This window comes from Nocardioides luteus (assembly GCF_015752315.1).
Taxonomy (GTDB): Bacteria; Actinomycetota; Actinomycetes; order Propionibacteriales; family Nocardioidaceae; genus Nocardioides.
In genome coordinates this window covers 427,722-445,582 of the sequence record NZ_JADOVJ010000001.1, presented here as the reverse complement: position 1 = coordinate 445,582, position 17,861 = coordinate 427,722, and the positions used below count along the sequence as shown (strand labels likewise).

Annotated in this window: 17 protein-coding genes; 6 read left to right on the top strand and 11 right to left on the bottom strand. The window is 69.4% G+C overall.

Annotated features, from left to right (window positions below):
• The first annotated feature begins 45 nt into the window (after window positions 1-45).
• Window positions 46-1,437, top strand: a complete 1,392-nt coding sequence (locus HD557_RS02070) for a sulfatase-like hydrolase/transferase (protein WP_196872665.1) — start codon at window positions 46-48, stop codon at window positions 1,435-1,437.
• 98 nt (window positions 1,438-1,535) lie between these two features.
• Window positions 1,536-2,888, top strand: coding sequence for a glycoside hydrolase domain-containing protein (locus HD557_RS02065; RefSeq protein WP_196872664.1), 1,353 nt, complete (start codon window positions 1,536-1,538; stop codon window positions 2,886-2,888).
• A 46-nt stretch (window positions 2,889-2,934) separates the two neighbouring features.
• Here the strand turns inward: HD557_RS02065 and HD557_RS02060 are convergent, their stop codons facing one another.
• The 6 genes from HD557_RS02060 to HD557_RS02035 form a co-directional block, all read right to left on the bottom strand.
• Window positions 2,935-3,558 carry a hypothetical protein gene (locus HD557_RS02060; RefSeq protein WP_196872663.1) on the bottom strand — a complete coding sequence of 208 codons (624 nt, stop codon included), beginning with the start codon at window positions 3,556-3,558 and terminating at the stop codon, window positions 2,935-2,937.
• A complete protein-coding gene (locus HD557_RS02055; protein WP_196872662.1) occupies window positions 3,558-4,148 on the bottom strand; it encodes a hypothetical protein in 591 nt (196 codons plus the stop codon). Before HD557_RS02055 ends, HD557_RS02060 begins: the two co-directional genes overlap by 1 nt.
• Before the next feature lie 7 nt (window positions 4,149-4,155).
• Window positions 4,156-5,952, bottom strand: a complete 1,797-nt coding sequence (locus HD557_RS02050) for a M91 family zinc metallopeptidase (RefSeq protein WP_196872661.1) — start codon at window positions 5,950-5,952, stop codon at window positions 4,156-4,158.
• A gap of 10 nt (window positions 5,953-5,962) precedes the next feature.
• A complete protein-coding gene (locus HD557_RS02045) occupies window positions 5,963-6,382 on the bottom strand; it encodes a hypothetical protein (protein ID WP_231380144.1) in 420 nt (139 codons plus the stop codon).
• 101 nt (window positions 6,383-6,483) lie between these two features.
• Window positions 6,484-6,990 (bottom strand): general stress protein, encoded by a 507-nt coding sequence (locus tag HD557_RS02040; RefSeq protein WP_008360523.1) that lies wholly within the window; start codon window positions 6,988-6,990, stop codon window positions 6,484-6,486.
• 24 nt (window positions 6,991-7,014) lie between these two features.
• On the bottom strand, window positions 7,015-7,566 hold the full coding sequence (locus HD557_RS02035) for a TetR/AcrR family transcriptional regulator (RefSeq protein WP_008360520.1): 552 nt from the start codon (window positions 7,564-7,566) through the stop codon (window positions 7,015-7,017).
• Window positions 7,567-7,739: 173 nt separating this feature from the next.
• On the opposite strand from HD557_RS02035, the gene HD557_RS02030 reads away from it, so the two are divergent.
• Together HD557_RS02030 and HD557_RS02025 are read left to right on the top strand one after the other, a co-directional pair.
• Window positions 7,740-9,179, top strand: a complete 1,440-nt coding sequence (locus HD557_RS02030; protein ID WP_196872659.1) for an MFS transporter — start codon at window positions 7,740-7,742, stop codon at window positions 9,177-9,179.
• 80 nt (window positions 9,180-9,259) lie between these two features.
• A complete protein-coding gene (locus tag HD557_RS02025) occupies window positions 9,260-10,612 on the top strand; it encodes a glycoside hydrolase domain-containing protein (RefSeq protein ID WP_196872658.1) in 1,353 nt (450 codons plus the stop codon).
• Between the two features lie 9 nt (window positions 10,613-10,621).
• On the opposite strand, the gene purQ is transcribed toward HD557_RS02025, so the two are convergent.
• Both purQ and purS read right to left on the bottom strand, forming a co-directional pair.
• On the bottom strand, window positions 10,622-11,290 hold the full coding sequence (gene purQ / locus HD557_RS02020; RefSeq protein ID WP_196872657.1) for a phosphoribosylformylglycinamidine synthase subunit PurQ: 669 nt from the start codon (window positions 11,288-11,290) through the stop codon (window positions 10,622-10,624).
• Entirely contained in the window at window positions 11,287-11,538 is a 252-nt protein-coding gene (purS, locus tag HD557_RS02015; protein WP_196872656.1) for a phosphoribosylformylglycinamidine synthase subunit PurS, read from the bottom strand. The genes purQ and purS overlap by 4 nt, the downstream gene beginning before the upstream one ends.
• Before the next feature lie 79 nt (window positions 11,539-11,617).
• Between purS and HD557_RS02010 the strand changes: the two genes are divergently transcribed.
• Window positions 11,618-12,838 (top strand): MFS transporter, encoded by a 1,221-nt coding sequence (locus HD557_RS02010; RefSeq protein ID WP_196872655.1) that lies wholly within the window; start codon window positions 11,618-11,620, stop codon window positions 12,836-12,838.
• Here HD557_RS02010 and HD557_RS02005 read toward each other — a convergent pair.
• On the bottom strand, window positions 12,835-13,464 hold the full coding sequence (locus HD557_RS02005) for a helix-turn-helix domain-containing protein (RefSeq protein WP_008360510.1): 630 nt from the start codon (window positions 13,462-13,464) through the stop codon (window positions 12,835-12,837). The genes HD557_RS02010 and HD557_RS02005 overlap by 4 nt on opposite strands.
• A 95-nt stretch (window positions 13,465-13,559) precedes the next feature.
• On the opposite strand from HD557_RS02005, the gene HD557_RS02000 reads away from it, so the two are divergent.
• Window positions 13,560-15,152: an MFS transporter gene (locus HD557_RS02000; protein WP_196872654.1), complete on the top strand. Its 1,593-nt coding sequence runs from the start codon at window positions 13,560-13,562 to the stop codon at window positions 15,150-15,152.
• 73 nt (window positions 15,153-15,225) lie between these two features.
• Here the strand turns inward: HD557_RS02000 and HD557_RS01995 are convergent, their stop codons facing one another.
• A complete protein-coding gene (locus HD557_RS01995) occupies window positions 15,226-16,788 on the bottom strand; it encodes a long-chain-fatty-acid--CoA ligase (RefSeq protein WP_008360507.1) in 1,563 nt (520 codons plus the stop codon).
• Between the two features lie 115 nt (window positions 16,789-16,903).
• The gene (locus tag HD557_RS01990; protein ID WP_008360505.1) at window positions 16,904-17,812 is read right to left on the bottom strand and encodes a phosphoribosylaminoimidazolesuccinocarboxamide synthase; all 909 of its coding nucleotides are present in this window, start codon (window positions 17,810-17,812) and stop codon (window positions 16,904-16,906) included.
• Between the last annotated feature and the right edge of the window lie 49 nt (window positions 17,813-17,861).

Here is a 17,861-nt window from a genome sequence, read left to right as displayed (position 1 = left end):
GCCTAGTCTTCTATTCGTAGTTATTCACTAAAGAAAGGCCATACGGTGTCCTCCCCCAGCACGCTCAGCCGACGCAGCCTCCTGGCCACCGGGGCCGGCGCGATCGCCGCCACCGGCCTCGCCGCCCCCGCCAACGCCGCCGACGAAGAGCCGTTCCAGGCCCGCAAGGTCAACCGGCCCCGGCGCAAGCCCAACCTCCTGGTCATCCTGGGCGACGACCTCGGCTGGGCCGACCTGTCCGCCTACGGCTCCCCCGACATCAAGACGCCCCACCTGGACAGGCTGGCGGCCTCGGGCGTGCGGTTCACCGATGCGTACTCCGCCTCCTCGGTCTGCTCCCCGACCCGCTTCGGGCTCTACACCGGGCGCTACCCCGGCCGCCTCGCAGGCGGCCTGCCGGAACCCATCTCGGCGCCGAACAAGCTGCACGGCATCCCGCTCGACCACCCGACACTGGCCTCGTTGCTCAAGGAGCAGGGCTACGCGACGGCCCTGTTCGGCAAGTGGCACTGCGGCTACCTGCCCTGGTACAGCCCGACCCGGGTCGGGTGGGACGAGTTCTTCGGCAACTTCTCCGGCGGCCTCGACTACTTCTCGAAGATCAACCACAACGGCGCCCACGACCTCTACGAGGACGAGGTGGAGGTCGAGGACCTTCGCTACTACACCGAGATCGTCACCGAGCGGGCCGTCAGCTTCATCGAGCGCGACCACGACACCCCATGGCTCCTGAACCTCAACTTCACCACGCCGCACTGGCCCTGGGAGGGACCCGAGGACAAGGCGGTGAGCGATGAGCTGACCGCCCGGATCGAGGGTGGCGAGAAGGGCGTGCTCTTCCACACCGACGGCGGCTCGCTGGCGACGTACAAGACCATGGTCGAAGACCTCGACCAGTCGATCGGCCAGGTCATCAAGGCCCTCGAGCGCACCGGGCAGCTCCGCGACACCGTCGTCTTCTTCGCCAGCGACAACGGCGGCGAGCGGTTCTCCAACGTGTGGCCGTTCACCGGCGCCAAGTCGGGGCTCAACGAGGGCGGCATCCGGGTGCCCACGATCCTGAGCTGGCCCGGCACCCTGCGCGGTCGCCAGGTCAGCGACGAGCCGGTGGTCACGACCGACTGGACCGCGACGTTCCTGGAGCTCGCCGGGGCGACGCCGGCCGAGGACTACCCGCTGGACGGCGCCAGCCTGGTCCCGCTCCTCTTCGGCGGCCGGCCGCGCGAGACCCAGGACCTCTTCTGGCGCATGCGCGGGCAGCGGGCGCTGCGCCGCGGCCCCCTCAAGTACCTGCAGCTCGACGGCACCGACCACCTCTACGACCTGAGCGAGGACGTACGCGAGCAGGCCGATCTCGCCCGGAAGCGACCTGAGGACCTGGCGGAGCTGCGGGCGGCCTGGGAGAAGATCGACGAGACGCTGCTGCCGTACTCCTGACGTACGCCCGTCCCGTCCTGATGTCAGGTCAACCAAACGGCGTCGCCTGCGCGCGTCTCCTGGTAACTGAGTGACGGTTGTGACTACCGTGACGAAATATGGGGGACTTCACCAGGCTCAGGCACGTCAGACGGGCGCTCGGCGCGAGCTTGATCTCGGGCGTCGTCGGCGTCGCGGGGCTGGCAGCACCCAGCCCCGCGGCGGCCGCGAACCGGGTCACACCGGGCAACTTCACCGGCTACGGCTTCGACCAGTGCCAGGCGCCGTCGCAGACGGCCATGGACCGGTGGTGGAGGCACTCCAACTTCGGCGCCGTCGGCATCTACATCGCCGGCAACTCCCGCGGCTGCCGTAACCAGACCAACCTCAGCGCGACGTGGGTGAGCAACCAGCTCGCGCGCGGGTGGCGGCTGCTCCCGATCACGCTCGGGCCGCAGGCATCCTGCAACCCGCACTTCCCGCGCTACCGCGACGACCCGCGGATCAGCGCCAACCCGGCCGACCAGTACGCCAAGGCCAAGCGCCAGGGCATCAGCCAGGCCAACGCCACCGTCGAGGCCGCCAAGCGCTACGGCATCGCCGCCGGAAGCACGATGTTCTACGACCTCGAGGGCTTCGACGTCGGCAACGAGCGCTGCCGCGAGTCGGCGATGTGGTTCGTCTCGGCCTGGAGCCACCGCGTCAAGGCGCTCGGCTACCGACCGGGCATGTACTCGAGCGCGTCGTCCGGCATCAAGGCGATGTACGCCGTCTGGCACGCCCAGCCGCGCGGCTTCGTCTACCCCGCCGATCTGTGGATCGCCGACTGGGACGGCCGCGCCAACACCTCGACCCGCTACATCCCCGACACCCCCTGGAACCCCCACAAGCGCGTCAAGCAGTACCGCGGGCCGCACAAGGAGACCCACGGCGGCACCACCATCGAGATCGACTCCAACTTCGTCGACCTCGGCCGAGGCTCCTACGCGCGTCCGGTGACCCATTGCGGCGGCGTGCCGGTCAGCTTCACCAGCTACCCCGCCCTGAAGCCGCGCACCAGCTCCTACACCCCCTCGCCGATCTACACCAAGGCGCTCGAGTGCATGCTCCGCGAGCGCGGGAACTTCGGCGGCGCCATCGACGGGACGTACGACCGGGGGCTGGTGAGCTCGATCAACGCCTGGCAGCGCTCGCACGGTCTGGCGGTGGGCACGACCTGGACCCAGGCGGCCTGGAAGACGCTGTGGGCGGCCAACAGCCGCCCGCTCCTCAAGCGCGGCTCCGCCGGCGAGAGCGTCCGCGACCTCCAGCGCGCCCTCAGCGCCACCTCCGCACCCGAGCGTCCGAAGATCACCGGCGTCCTGGACTGGAACACCCAGGTCGCCCTCGTCGCCTACCAGAAGCGTCTCGGCCGCACCGCGAACGGGATGGCCACCGAGGTGACCTGGTACGACCTGGCCCACGGCCGCTGAGTCCGAGGTCGTGAAGCCGAGCGTGGCCCACGGACCATGCTCGGCTTCACAGCTCCTCGGGCTCTGAGCAGAACAGGTGCTGCGCGGCACTCGCGTGGCCGACGGTCCGCGTCCCGTCCTCCTCGGTCCGAGGCGTCATCGACTCGGGGCGCCGCGGGCCGACCACGCCGAGGCAAAACCTGACCCGGGCGACATCGCTCGGCAGCGACATCGATCCCGTTCCGAGGTCGGTCCCGAACGGGTGGAACCAGGTCAACGGCAATGCCGACGTCACCTCGACCTCGACGGCCTCGCCCGGCGCCACCTCCGTGACCCCTACCCTCGGGATCGACGCCCAGGTCTGGTCGGTGTCAGGGAAGCCGAAGAGCGCCTGCGACAACAGCGCCCCACCGTCGGCGTCCTCGGTGACGTACGCCGCGTCCGTCCGGTAACGGACGCCGGCACCGGCAGGAACCGCGGGCCGGTTGATGAGCAGCAGGGGCTCATCACCCTCGTTGGCGAACCGGTAGCTCACCTGGACCTCGGCGTCGGCGACCGTCACCTCGGCATCGAAGGTAGCCACTGGCGCCGGCGCCGATCCCGACGGGCCGAACTCGCCGTAGGGCGAATCCTCGGCGCACCCGCTGAGCGGCATCAGCAGCGCCACCACGAGCACGCCGACCCGCTTCATCAGTCCACGGATGCCGGATCGGAGCAGAAGATCTGCTGGGACGCCGCGGCCGAGTCGGAATGGGCGAGGCCGGTGACCTCGGCCGGCACGCCGTCGGGATAGAGATCACGGAGGTCGAGGACACCGACACAGAAGATGACCTCGTCGACCGGGTCCGGGAGGTCCGGTGCCGAGTCGTCGTCGAACGGGCGATAGGCCTCGAGCGGCAACGACACACGTACGTCTCGCTCCATCTCCTCGCCCGCCGCGAGCCTGACCCAGCCGACCGCCGGCATCTGGGCGAACGACGTGTCGTCCGGCACGGGGAAGACGCGCTTGCTCACCTCCGCCCGGCTCCCGCCGCTGCCCAGGACGTAGACGGTGTCCGCCGAAGCCGGCTGCAGCGCTCCGTTGGCGTACGTCGGCACCGAGTCGACGACGTAGACGTCGATCTCCGCGTCGTTGACCACGCGATAGCTGACCTCGAGCGAATCGCCGGCCGTGGCGATCTCCGACTCGAACCGGACGCCTTCGATCTCCCGCTCCCCCTCGGGAGCCTTCGCGCAGCCGCTCATCACCAGACCTCCCGCCGTCAGCAGCGATGCGAGCATCATCAACCTAGTAGTGGTCACGGTGCGGTGCCCCCATCTCGTCGCGGAGCCCGTTCTCGGTGTAGACGTAGGGATGGTCCGGGTCGATCTGCTCCGGCGTGCTCGGGTCGTTGTCTTGGTCGACGGGCAGACCGGCAGCCTCGCGCTCACGGTTGTTGGTCCCTTGGTTCTCGGGGTCGTCACCGTGATACTCGCCGGGCTCGAGCGTGTCGTGCATGTAGTCGTAGACGTGCGCCATCTCGTGGTAGAGCACCGCGACCGGCGGGCCGTCGACAGGCGTCTGGGGAGCACGGTTGCCGGTGTTCATGGTGTCGATGTCCGGCATGTACTTGATCTCGTTGCCGCCCATCGGCCCGTCGGACGCCGAGCTGTTCGGCGTGTCACCGACGTACTCCCGGATGGTCAGGTTCTCCTGCCCGATCCCGAACACACCCGAGTCGTCGTGTCTGCGGTCCAGCGCGGCGAGCATCTGCTGCCCGGTCGGCGACGCGGCCAGCATCTCGAGGTCGGCACGGGTCCGGGCGACGAACTCCGGTGACCCCTCGATCTTGATCCACTCCGGGACCTCGGTGATCTGGACCGTCACGTGCTTCTCGACGTCCTCATCGGTGTCACCGGACTCGCTGTGGGCCTTGTCGTCACCCGAGCCGCCATAGGTGGTGTCGGTCCCCCGCCCGGCGTAGCTCACGTCGTCTCCGGCGCCACCGTGGATCCGGTCGTTGTCGTCGCCGCCGGAGGCGATGTCGTTGCCGTCGCCACCGACGAGCACGTCGTCGCCGTCGGCACCTTCGAGGTAGTCCTGGCCGCGACCACCGCTGATCCGGTCGTTTCCGGCCATGCCGTAGACGGTGTCGTCCCCGCCCGCTCCGGTGGCGAGGTCGTTGCCGCCCTGGGCGTCGATGTAGTCGCGATCCGTGCCTCCCGAGACCCGGTCGTCACCGTCGCCGGCGAAGACGTGGTCGCGGCCCTGGCCACCGAGGATGCGGTCGCTCCCGCTGCCGCCGTTGAGCCGGTCGTCACCCCTGCCACCGAGCAGGGAGAGGTTGACGTTGGTGCCCTGCGGGACGTTGATCTCGTCGTTGCCCTCGCCGGCGCGGATGACGATCTCGTTGCCGGGCGGCACCTCGTACATCTGGCCGTTGACGGTGACGACCTGTTTCCCGGTCAGCGGATTGATCCCGACCGTGACCACGTCGTCGCCGCTGCCGGTGTTGATGTAGGTCTTGCCGTCGACGTTGATCATGCCGACCGAGTCGACGTCGGCCGGGACGTGGAACGGGTCCTGTCCGGACTCGGCGATGGCCGCCATGCTCGTCGACAGAGCCTGCCAGGCGGCGGTGGTGTCGACGAGCACCTGCCGGTCGGCGTCGAGGTCGCGATCGAGGCCGGTGCGGATCTCGTAGGCGCGCGCGATGGCGTCGGTGACGAGCTTGCTGTCCTCGGGGGTCTCGGGCTGGAACCGGATGTCGCCCGACGGGCTGCCCTGGTGCGGAATGTGGGCGACGGTCGCCCAGGACTGGTCGAGGTGACCTTGGGCGATGCGTACGGTGCCGGCGATCCGGGCCATCGCCGCGGACCCCTTGTCGGCGAGCTCGCGCGCCTTGTCGAGGTCGGTCAGCAGCGTCTTGCGGTGCGCCTCGTAGGACTCGGCCGTCCGGCCCTCCCAGTCGGCGACCACGTCCTTGGAGCCGCTGATGAACGACTCGGTGACGCCGTCGAGCGCCTTCGCGACCGAGGCCCAGCCTCGCGACGCCTCGTCGATCGAGGCCGCGTCGTCCCACAGCTTCCAGGTGCCTTCGGACATCTCGTGCTCCTCAGCGCGGGGTCGGGGTGGGGCCCGGCGACGGGCTCGGCGTGGGCGACGGCGGCTTCGGACCCGGGGTCGGCTCCGGCGGTCGCGGCAACGGCCCCGGAGGCAGCGAGTTGCTCGACTGGGCGGCTCGTGCCGTCTCCTCATCGGTCGCGGAGAGGTCGAACGCACACAGCATCAGGGCGTCGGCGTCGGCCTCGAAGACCGCCGCGAACGACTCGAGTGCGCTCGACGCGGCCTCGACCAACGGCCCATGGGCAGCCGTCGTGTCGTAGCCGCCCTGGGTGTTACCGGCATCGCGCTGGGCGACGTGGAGCGCGCCGGCGTTGTCCGTGGTCGCAGCGGTCAGGTCCATCGCCCAGTCGATGCAGCGGTCGGCGAGCTTGACCAGCTCGCCGGGACGTACGTTGATCTGAGATGACATCGGGGCCTCCCTCTTCAACGGAGTTCTTCCCCGGAACACGCGTGGCTACACACGAACGCCGCACACGTCTCATCATCCGAGACGTGTGCGGCGGTAGGCGCTCAGGAGAAGGGGTTGGGAAGGGCGCCGGGCAGGTCGGCGAGGAGCTCGCGGGCACGGGCGGCGACCTTGTGCTCGACCAGGACCTCGTACTTGGTCGGGACGATCATCTTGACGCTCGAGAAGTCGCGGGTGCCCTTGGTCGCGGCGTAGCCGATCAGCGACCAGATCAGGCCGAAGACGACGCCGAGCAGCACCGTCGAGAGCAGGATGAACAGGAAGTTCTCACCGCCGAAGAGCGACATGATCAGGCCGACGAAGACACCGAGCCAGGCGCCGGAGAGGACGCCGGCGAGCGCGACCTTGCTCCAGGTGAGGCGTCCGGTGATCCGCTCGATCTGCTTCAGCTCGGTGCCGACGATCATGCAGTTCTCGACCGGGAACTCCTTGTCGGAGAGGAAGTCGACCGACTTCTGCGCGGCCGCGTAGTCGTCATAGGTCGCGAGCGACTGAGGAAACTCCAGCTTCAGCGGGCTCTGCGGGCCGCCGACCGGCGAGGTGAAGGACATACCCCCAGTCTGCCCCAGGGCAGGTCAGGATTTGAGGACGCCGTTCGCAATGACGTCGAGCATGGGACGTACGTCCTGGGGGTCGAGCGACGACTGGTCGGCCATGGTCGCGACACCGCCGAGGAGACGGCACACGTCGAGGTTGTCGACGCCCTCCCGCAGCACGCCGTGCTCGGCCATCTCCGCCAGGACGCTCTGGTTGGCGTCGGCGTAGGTCTGGCACTTGGTGCGCAGCGGGGAGTCCTGGCAGCCCAGGGAGGCCGTGATCTTGGCAGCGGCGCCCTGGTGGCGGGTCAGCAGCGCGACGTACTCCTCGAACCAGGCGAGCAGCTTCTCGCGGCACCCGCCCTCGGTCGCCATCGCCTTCTCGACGTGGGCGGAGACCTCCTCGATCCAGGTCGCCATGATCGCCTCGTGGAGCGCCTCACGCGTGGGGAAGTGCCGGTAGAGGGTGCCGGGACCGACGCCCGCGCGCCGGGCGACCTCGTCGAGAGGCGCGTCGAGACCGCGCTCCTTGAAGACCGCATGGGCGACCTCGATCAGCCGCTCGCGGTTGCGCTGCGCGTCGGCTCTCATCCGGACCTCCTCAGTGGCTCCCGCCGCTCTGCGGGGCCTCACGTTAACAGCAGTCACCACCGGCACGGATAAACGCGTTGCTAAACGGAGACACCCTCCGGTAGTGTTCCATGCAAGCGGAGACTTCCTCCGCTTCACTGTACTCCTTTTCCGTCTCCAACAGGAGCTCTCGAATGACAACCACCGTGGCACCACCCACGCCACCCGCGGCCACCAAGGCCGCCGGCGCCGGGATCGCCCTGGTCCTGGTCGCCCAGCTGATGATCGTGCTCGACTCGGCGGTCGTGAACGTCGCGCTCCCCCGGATCGCCGACGACCTCGCGTTCACCCCTGCGGCCCTCACCTGGGTCCTCAACGGCTACACCCTCGCCTTCGGCGGCCTGCTGCTGCTCGGCGGTCGCCTGGGCGACGTCTTCGGCAGGCGGCGCATGTTCGTCGCCGGCCTGTCCGTCTTCACCCTCTTCTCCCTGGCCGGCGGGCTCGCCCCGACCGACGATCTGCTCGTCATCGCCCGGGCGCTTCAGGGCTTCGGCGCCGCGATCGCCGCACCTCAGGTGCTCGCGCTGCTGACCACCTCGGCCAAGGACGAGGCCGGCCGGGCCCGGGCGATCGCGCTCTTCGCGGCGGTCTCCTCCAGCGGCGCCTCGATCGGCCTGATCCTCGGCGGCATCCTCACCGACATCGCGTCGTGGCGCTGGACGCTGTTCATCAACGTACCCATCGGGCTCGTCGTGCTCGCCCTCGTCGGCCGCCTCGTCTCCGAGACCGCCCGGCGACCGGGACGCTTCGACATGGTGGGGGCCGTGACCGCCACCGGTGGTGCGGCCGCGATCGTCTGGTCGCTGATCGGCGCCCCCGAGCACGGCTGGACCTCCGTACGCACCATCGGCGGCATCGCCGTCGGCCTGCTCCTGCTGGTCGCCCTCGTGCTCACCGAGCGCCGGGTGGCGCACCCGCTGCTGCAGCTCCACCTCTTCAACAGCCACCGTCGTGTCGCCGCGTTCATCGCCGCGGTCGGGCTGGTCGGCGCACAGTTCGCGACGTTCTACCTGACCGTGATCTACCTGCAGGGCGTGCTCGGCATGGGGCCGCTCGCCTCCGGGCTGGCGTTCCTGCCGCTCACCCTGATGATCTTCGGCATGTCCCGGATCGCGCCTCGCATCGCGGCCCGGATCGGGATGCCGCGGGTGCTGGTCCTGGGCGCCACCGGTCTCACGGTGTCGTTCCTGTGGCTGAGCACGCTGTCGGAGACGAGCACATACGCCGGCGCCGTCCTGGCTCCGTTCCTCCTCAACGGTGCCTTCGCCTCGCTCGTCTTCACCTCCACCACGGCTCTGGGCCTGGAGGGTGTCGACGCCGCCCACGCCGGCTCGGCCTCGGGCCTGGTGCAGACCATGCAGCAGCTCGGCGGGTCGATCGGCCTGGCCGTGATCGCCTCGGTCTACGTCGCCAACGGCACTCCCGGCGAGGTCGTGCCGGGGATGCGCGAGGCCTTCTACGCCGCCGCCGCTCTCGGCGCGCTCGGGATCATCGCCTCGCTGAGCGTCGTGCTCCGGCGCCCCTCCGGAGCGCACTCGTACGTCGCCGGGCGGGCGGCGGTCGAGGTCGACTGAGCCGTCGCGCTCAGGTGGGCCCGCGGTATGACTAGCCCGGGCTATGGCGCAGGGTGCCGCCTGGTGCTATCCCGTGAACCATGGGGGGTATCAGTATCAGGCGCGCCCGGCGCGCACTCGGCGCCGGCGTCATCGCAGGCATGATGGTCGTCGCGGGACTGGCTTCTGCCGGTCCCGCGACGGCCGCGAACCCGGTCACCCCGGGCAACTTCACCGGCTTCGGGTTCGACCAGTGCCAGGCCCCGTCGCAGACCGCGATGGACCAGTGGTGGAAGCACTCGAACTTCACCGGCGTGGGCATCTACATCGCCGGCAGGTCACGCGCCTGCCGGGTCCAGACGTACCTCTCGGCGACCTGGGTGCGCACCCAGCAGGCCCGCGGCTGGCGGCTGCTGCCGATCACGCTCGGCCCGCAGGCCTCGTGCAACCCGCGCTATCCCCGCTACGGCGACGACCCGAAGATCAACCCCGACCCGGCCGACGGCTACGCGGCGGCGAGGCGTCAGGCGATCGCCGAGGCCAACGCGGCCGTGGCCGCGGCCCAGGCGTACGGGATCGCTGCCGGCAGCACCATGTTCTACGACCTCGAGGCCTTCGACATCGCCAACCGGACCTGTCGCGAGTCGGCGATGTGGTTCATCTCGGCGTGGAGCTACCGGATCAAGGTGCTGGGCTACCGCTCGGCGATGTACTCCAGCGCGGCGTCGGGGATCAAGGCGATCTATGACGTCTGGCGCGCCCAGCCGAGCGGGTTCACCTTCCCCTCGGACCTGTGGATCGCCGACTGGGACGGCAAGGCGAACACCTCGACGACCTACATCCCCGACACCGTGTGGAGCGACCACGACCGGGTCAAGCAGTATCGCGGTGGCCACGACGAGACCCACGGCGGCGTCACGATCAACATCGACTCCGACTATCTCGACGTCGGCCGCGGCTCCTACGCCCCGCCCGTGGTCCGGTGCGGCGGCGTACGCGTCGACTTCGACTACTACCCCGACCTCGCGCCGGCGACGTCGACCTACACCCCGCCCGCGGCGTACGTGAAGGCGCTCAAGTGCATGCTCGGCACCCGCGGCACCTTCGACGGCGTGATGAGCGGCTACTACGGCTCGGCGCTGCGCGCCGCGGTTCACGACTGGCAGCGCAGCCACGGCCTCGCCGTTCGCGACCTGTGGACCCGAGGTGCCTGGAAGACGCTGTGGGCCGCCAACCGGCATCCGATCCTCAAGCGCGGCTCCGCCGGGGACCAGGTCCGCGACCTCCAGCGCGCGCTCAACTCGACCACCCGCACCGAGGAGCGGGTCAAGGTCACGGGCGTCCTCGACTGGAGCACCCACGTCGGCCTGGTCGCCTACCAGCGGCGCCTCGGGCGCACGACCAACGGCATGGCGACCGACATCACCTGGTACGACCTGTCTCGGGGTCGCTGAGGCGAGAGGTCAGGCGAAGGTCTTCTCGACCAGCGAGGTGAAGAAACCGAGCCCGTCGACGCCGGAGCCGGTGAGGGTCTCGACCGCGTGCTCGGGGTGGGGCATCAGGCCGACGACGTTGCCGGCCTCGTTGGTGATGCCGGCGATGTCGTTGACCGAGCCGTTGGGGTTGACGTCGAGGTAGCGCGCGACGACGCGGCCCTCGTCCTCGAGCCGCTTGACGGTGTCGGCGTCGGCGACGTACTGCCCCTCGCCGTTCTTCAGCGGGACCACGATCTCCTGGTCCTGGGTGAACGCGGAGGTCCAGGCGGTCGAGGTGTTCTCGATGCGCAGCTTCTGGTCGCGGCAGATGAACTTGAGGTGGTCGTTGCGCAGCAGGACGCCGGGGAGCAGGTGGGACTCCACCAGCATCTGGAAGCCGTTGCAGATGCCGAGGACCGGGAGGCCCTTCTGGGCACCCTCGATGACCTCGGTCATGATCGGGGCGAAGCGGGAGATGGCACCGCAGCGCAGGTAGTCACCGTAGGAGAAGCCGCCCGGCAGGATCACCGCGTCGACGCCCTGGAGGTCGTGGTCGCCGTGCCAGAGCGCGACAGCCTCGTTGCCACCGATGCGGACGGCGCGCTGCGCGTCGACGTCGTCGAGCGTGCCCGGGAAGGTGATGACGCCGATCTTCACTTGGCCGGCTCTTCCACGCGGACGACGTAGTTCTCGATCACCGTGTTGGCGAGGAAGGTCTCGGCCAGCTTCTCGATCTGGGCGAGAGCCTCGTCGGTGACCTCGGGGATCTCCAGCTCGAACCGCTTGCCCTGACGGACCTCGGTGACCCCGGTGAACCCGAGCCGCGGCAGGGCGCCGAGTACGGCCTTCCCCTGCGGGTCGAGAATCTCGGGCTTGGGCATGACGTCGACGACAACGCGAGGCATGGCTGCAGTCTAGGTGGGCCATACGCCGCTCACCTAAACCGTTGGCCTCCGGCCATCACGGGCTTTACCGTCGGTCCTCGTGCGCCATCTGCTGATCGACATCACGCCGTTGCGTACGTCACCCGCTTTCCGCCGTTTCTTCATCGGGCGGGCGGTCTCGGGGCTCGGTGGTCAGATCTCGGTCGTCGCGGTCATGTACCAGGTCTGGGAGTCGACCCACAGCCCGTTCTGGTCCGGCATCGTCGCCCTCGTCCAGCTGGTCCCGATGCTGACCGTCGGGCTCTGGGGCGGCTCCGTCGCGGACCGTGCCGACCGGCGTTCGATCCTGATGGTCACGACCGTCGTCCAGCTGATGCTGGGCCTGCTCCTGGTCGCCCAGGCCAGCTGGCTCGGCACCTCCCCCGCATCGCTCGGGCCCGTCCTCGCGCTGGTCGCGCTGATCGCCGCCACCGGCGCGGTCGCCGCCCCCGCGGGCATGGGCGTGATCCCGCGTCTGCTCCCGGCCGATCAGGTCGCCGCCGGTCTCGCCCTCAACCGGCTGAGCTTCCAGGGATCGATGCTCCTGGGCCCGGCACTGGGCGGCCTGATCATCGGCTACGCGGGTCTCGAGATCGCGTACGCCGTCGACGCCGCCTCCTTCGCCGCCGGCTTCCTCGGGGTCCTCGGCCTCCCGGCCCTCGCTCCCCCCGCCAGGACGAGTGGTGGCGGAGTCATCGAAGGACTGCGCTTCGCGGCGACCCAGCCGGTCGTACGCGGCGTGCTGCTCGTCGACCTGGCGGCCACCGTCCTGGCCATGCCGGTGAGCCTGTTCCCGCTGGTCAACGAGGCCCGGTTCGGCGGCGACCCACGTACGCTCGGGCTGTTCCTGACCGCGATCGCGGTCGGCGGGGTCGCGGCGTCCCTCGTCTCCGGCTCGTTCACACGGCGCAGCCGGCCGGGCGTGATCACCATCGGCGCCGCCGCCGTGTGGGGCCTCAGCCTCGGCGCCGTCGGACTGGTCACCTCACCGTGGCTGTGCCTCGCCCTGCTCGCCGTCGCGGGCGCGGCCGACTCGGTCAGCGTGGTCACCCGCGGCACCCTGATCCAGCTCGCGGTGCCCGACGACCTGCGCGGCCGGACCGCCGCGATCGAGATGATCGTCGGGGCCGGCGGGCCGGAGGTCGGCAACCTCCGCGGCGGCGCCGTCGCCCAGCTCACCTCGGGCCCGTTCGCCCTGGTCAGCGGTGGCCTCACCTGCCTGCTCGCCCTGGCCGCCGTCGGCGCCACCTCCCGGCCGATGCTCGCCTTCCGGACGAGCTAGGCGTCGCGGGCCGGCTGATTGTCGACGCCCGCCGCGCCTTGACGAGCTTTGGGCGCGGCCCGGACGTGAGCGCGTTCTCCTTGTTTGCCGATCAAGCTGAGGTACTCCACCGGCCCCGAACTGGTGGCTGCGAACCAGTGCGGCGTGCGGGTGTCGAACTCCGCTGCCTCGCCGGGCTCGAGGATCAGGTCGTGCTCGCCCAGGACAAGCCGGAGCCTGCCGTTGAGGACGTACACCCAGTCGTATCCCTCGTGGGTACGCAGGTCCGGGTGGGCATCGTCGCGACCGGTGGGAAGGACGAACTTGTAGGCCTGAATGCCTCCCGGTCTCCGGGTCAGAGGCAGGATCATGGAGCCGTCCGCGCAGGGGATGGGTCGCAGGTTGATGCGCGGGTTGCCGGTTGGTGGTGCATCGACAAGGTCGTCGAGGGTGACGCCATAGGCCCGCGCCAGAGGGAGCAGCTGTTCCAGGGTGGGTCGGCGCAGGCCAGCCTCGAGCCGGGACAGCGTGCTGGTCGAGATTCCGGTCTCTTCAGCCAAGTGGCTGAGGGTGATGTCGCGACGTTGGCGCAGCTGCTTCAATCGCGGCCCCACCGCGTCGAGAGTGCGATCGGTCGAGTCGTCCATGCTCCCAGATTGCCATTCGGCAACAACGTTTGCTAATCCGCACCGGACTCCCGACCATCGAATCCAGCGACAAGCAGGATCTGAAAGGAAGTCCATTGAGCACCAATCCACCGATCGTCAGCACCAGTCCAGGCGACCCAGTCGCGGAAGGTGACCCGACCATTCATGACGCGCGGCAGCGCCGCGCGATCCTGATCGCGGTCTGCATCGCGCTGATGGCAGTCATCGCCTCGGTGACGGGCCTCAACGTGGCACAGCCCGATCTGGCCGTCGAGTTCGACGCCTCGCAGAGCACCGTGCTGTGGTTCATCAACCTCTACACGATCAGCCTCGCCGCGCTGCTGCTGCCGCTGGGTGCCCTCGGGGACCGGGTCGGCCGCAAACCGGTGTTGCTCGTCGGTCTCCTGGTCTTCGGTACCGCAAACCTGGCAGCCGGGTTGGCCACCTCCTCGGAGATGATGCTCGCCTCACGATTCCTCTCCGGGGTGGGCGCAGCCATGATCATGCCGGTCACGCTCGCAGTGATCACCTCGACCTTCCCCGAGGAGGAGCGCGCCAAGGGAATCGGCGTGTGGACCGGCGTCGCCGGCGGTGGCGGAATCCTCGGCATGTACCTCTCCACGCTGCTCGTCGACGTCGCCACCTGGCGCTGGCTCTTCGCCCTGCCGGTCGCGCTTGTTCTGGTTGCGGTCGCGATGATCGTGCGGTCGGTGCCCAACTCGCGCGAGCGCACCGAGCACGCGTTCGACACCGTGGGGTCGGCCACCTCCGCCCTCGCCGTACTCGGGCTGATCTTCGCCCTCCACGAGGGTCCGGTGCACGGCTGGACCGAACCTGCGACCATGATCGGCCTCATCGGTGGCATCATCGCCGCCGTCGCATTCGTCGCCTGGGAACTGCGCCAGATGGCACCCCTGCTCGACGTCCGGCTCTTCGGCGAGCGGAGTCTGGCCAGCGGGTCGGTCGCGCTGCTGGTGGTTTTCGGCGTGCAGGCCGGGATCTTCGTGGTGCTGTTCCCGTTCCTCCAGGCAGTGCTCGGGTGGTCAGCACTGCTCGCCACGTTGGCGATGATGCCGATGGCGTTGCTGATGATGCTCGCCTCCGGCCTCGCCCCGCAGGTCGCCGCCCGCATCGGAGCACGGGCCACCATGGCTACCGGCATCCTCCTTGTCGGCACCGGGCTCGCCCTCATGGCCAGCCTGGTCTCCGTCGAAGGTGGCTACCTCGCGGTCCTGCCCGGCATGCTCGCCATGGGCCTCGGCATGGGCCTGTCCATGACGCCGTCCACCGAGGCGATCACCGGATCACTGCCCCGCGAACGTCAAGGCGTCGCGTCCGCCCTCAACGACGTGACTCGCGAGCTCGGCACCGCGCTGGGCATCGCCCTCCTCGGAGCCGTCCTGTCCGCCGGCTACAAGGGCGCGATCGACGATCACCTCGACGGGATTCCGAACGACGTCGCGGACACCGCCCGCGAGGGCGTCGCGAACGCCATCGCCGCCGCCGGTGGCGCCGGCGACCAAGCCCCAGCCGTGGTCCGTGCCGCACAGGAGTCATTCGTCGCGGGGTGGCAGAACGCGATGTGGGCCGGAGCCGCAGTGATGGCCATCCTGTTCGTCTATGTCCTTGCCCGTGGGCCTCAGCGTGCAGTCGAGCCAGCTGACGGTGTCCCCGAGGCTCATCGGTGATACATGCCGAAGGTCGCAGCCACCGAGTGACTGCGACCTTCGAGCTACGGCTGCTGCCGGCGTACGAGCTGTGCTACTTGAGCTCGCGCTTGAGGATCTTGCCGGTGGCGGTCATCGGCAGGGCGTCGACGATCTCGACGATGCGCGGGTACTTGTAGGCCGCCATCTGCTCCTTCGACCAGGCCACGATCTCCTCGGGGGTCGCGGAGGCACCGGGCTTGAGGACGAGGACGGCCTTGATCTCCTCACCGTGGGAGTCGTGCGGGACGCCGATGACGGCGGCCAGCGAGACCGCCGGGTGGGTGAGCAGGACCTCTTCGATCTCGCGCGGGTAGACGTTGAAGCCACCGCGGATGATGAGCTCCTTGGCACGGTCGACGATGTAGTACCACCCGTCCTCGTCGCGCTTGGCGAGGTCGCCGGAGCGGAACCAACCGTCCTCGGTGAGCACCTCGGCGGTCGCCTCGGGGCGGTTGAAGTAGCCCTTGAAGATGTTGTGACCCTTGATCGCGATCTCGCCGATCGCGTCGGGGGTCCACTCGATGTCGTCCCACGACGCCGGGTCGATCAGGCGCATCTCGACGCCGGGGATCGGCACACCGATCGAGCCCGGGCGCACCGGCTGGCCGTAGAGCGAGAACGAGGCCACCGGGGAGGTCTCGGAGAGGCCGTAGCCCTCGAGAATGGTCACGCCGAAGCGCTTCTCGAACTCCTTGTGGATCTCGACCGGGAGGGCCGAGCCACCGGCGGCGGCGACGCGCAGGTTCTTGGCGAGGGTGGCCACGTCGGTGTCCTCCGACAGGGCGCCGAGGAGGCCCCAGTACATCGTCGGGACACCGGCGAAGAAGCTCACGCTCTCCTTGAGCATCGTCGCCAGTGCGGCCGCCGCGTCGAAGCGGGGCAGCAACACGACGGTGCCACCGAAGGCGATCGCGCCGTTCTGCACGACCGTCTGGCCGAAGGCGTGGAAGAGCGGCAGCACGGCCAGGTAGGTGTCGGGCCGGTCGGCGGAGGCACCGAAGAGCTCGGTGCCGGCCAGGGCGTTGTCGCGCATGTTGCGGTGACGCAGCTCGGCGCCCTTGGGCTGCCCGGTGGTGCCGGAGGTGTAGAGGATGACCGCGGTGTCGTCCTCGTCGGTGGCCACGGTGTCGAAGGTCGGCGGGTGGGTGCCGATGCCCTGGCCGAGGGTGGTGACGCCCTCGATCGGCGAGGCGGCCGTCGGGTCGGCGGTGATCAGGAAGAAGTTCTCGACACCGGCCTCCTGCGCGCCCGCGTGCGCCTCGGCGCCGATGGCCAGCTCCGGCGTGCCCTCGAAGGCGAAGAGGGCCTTCGCGTCGGAGTCCTGGAGGTGGTAGGCCACCTCGCGCCCCTTGAGCAGCACGTTGAGCGGCACGACCGTGGCCCCGGCCTTGAGGATGCCGAAGTAGACCATCGTGAAGTAGGGCAGGTTCGGGCTCATCAGGGCGACCCGGTCGCCCGCGCCGATGCCCTTGCTCGCCAGCAGGTTCGCGACCTGGTTGGCGGCTCCGTTGACCTGGGCGTAGTTCAGACGGATGTCACCCAGCACGATCGCGGTGCGCTCGGGGTAGTTCGCCGCGGAGTCTTCGAGCAGCGAAGCGAGGTTGTACGTGGACACATGGCCTCCAGTGGTGTGCGTGTTACGCGTCACAACCTACCCGTGCGTAGGTTCTCAGGGAACATGGTCTCAACTTTAGTGCGACACGTGTCCCTGAAACTTTGCCTGGCGTTCGTCAGAAGCGGTGGCCGGTGAGCTTCTCGTACGCCTCGACGTACTTCGCCCGCGTGCGCGCGACGATCTCCTCGGGCAGCTCGGGCGGCGGACCACCGGCGGCCCGGTCCCAGCCGGACTCTGGCGAGAGCAGCCAGCGCCGGATGACGTCCTTGTCGAAGCTGGGGATCGCGCTGCCGGGGTGCCACTGGCTCGCGTCCCAGTAGCGGGAGGAGTCCGGGGTGAGCACCTCGTCGGCGAGCACGATGGTGCGGATGCCGAGGTCGTCCTGGCGTACGCCGAACTCGAACTTGGTGTCCGCCAGGATCAGGCCGCAGCCGCGGGCGATCTCGTCGGCGCGCTGGTAGACGGCCAGGGTCAGCCGGCGCACCGCGGCGGCGTCGTCCTCGCCGATCAGCCGGGAGATGTACTCGTAGGTGACGTTCTCGTCGTGGTCGCCGAGCTCGGCCTTCGTCGCCGGGGTGAAGATCGGCGGGGTCAGCCGGGAGCCGTCGACCAGGCCCGCGGGGAGACGGATGCCGCAGACCTCTCCGGTGACCTCGTACTCACGCAGACCCGAGCCGGTCAGGTAGCCACGCGCGACGCACTCGACCGGCAGCATGTGGAGCTTTTGAGCGACCACCGCCCGGCCTTCGACGGCCGCGGGCACGTCGGTCGAGAGGACATGGGTCGGCACCAGGTCCTCGAACTGCTCGAACCACCACAGCGACAGCTTGGTGAGGATCTCGCCCTTGTCAGGGATGACCGTGTCGAAGACGTGGTCGAAGGCCGAGATGCGGTCGCTGGCGACCATCAGGAGCTGGCCCGCGTACGGACCCTCCTCCAGCTCGTAGAGGTCGCGCACCTTTCCGGAGTGGAGGTGCTTCGCGCCCGGGATCGCCGGCGCCGGAGGGATGTTGAGTTCAGCCACGGGATCAGCCTAAGAGATGGACTTCCAGAACCGTTTCTCGCTTAAGTAG

What these genes read in the sequence shown, in the direction of transcription:
- HD557_RS02065 (WP_196872664.1), top strand. Translation starts at nt 1,536, where the DNA reads ATGGGGGACTTCACCAGGCTCAGGCACGTCAGACGGGCGCTCGGCGCG.
- HD557_RS02060 (WP_196872663.1), bottom strand. Translation starts at nt 3,558, where the DNA reads ATGAAGCGGGTCGGCGTGCTCGTGGTGGCGCTGCTGATGCCGCTCAGC.
- HD557_RS02055 (WP_196872662.1), bottom strand. Translation starts at nt 4,148, where the DNA reads ATGCTCGCATCGCTGCTGACGGCGGGAGGTCTGGTGATGAGCGGCTGC.
- HD557_RS02050 (WP_196872661.1), bottom strand. Translation starts at nt 5,952, where the DNA reads ATGTCCGAAGGCACCTGGAAGCTGTGGGACGACGCGGCCTCGATCGAC.
- HD557_RS02045 (WP_231380144.1), bottom strand. Translation starts at nt 6,382, where the DNA reads ATGTCATCTCAGATCAACGTACGTCCCGGCGAGCTGGTCAAGCTCGCC.
- HD557_RS02040 (WP_008360523.1), bottom strand. Translation starts at nt 6,990, where the DNA reads ATGTCCTTCACCTCGCCGGTCGGCGGCCCGCAGAGCCCGCTGAAGCTG.
- HD557_RS02035 (WP_008360520.1), bottom strand. Translation starts at nt 7,566, where the DNA reads ATGAGAGCCGACGCGCAGCGCAACCGCGAGCGGCTGATCGAGGTCGCC.
- HD557_RS02030 (WP_196872659.1), top strand. Translation starts at nt 7,740, where the DNA reads ATGACAACCACCGTGGCACCACCCACGCCACCCGCGGCCACCAAGGCC.
- HD557_RS02025 (WP_196872658.1), top strand. Translation starts at nt 9,260, where the DNA reads ATGGGGGGTATCAGTATCAGGCGCGCCCGGCGCGCACTCGGCGCCGGC.
- purS (WP_196872656.1), bottom strand. Translation starts at nt 11,538, where the DNA reads ATGCCTCGCGTTGTCGTCGACGTCATGCCCAAGCCCGAGATTCTCGAC.
- HD557_RS02005 (WP_008360510.1), bottom strand. Translation starts at nt 13,464, where the DNA reads ATGGACGACTCGACCGATCGCACTCTCGACGCGGTGGGGCCGCGATTG.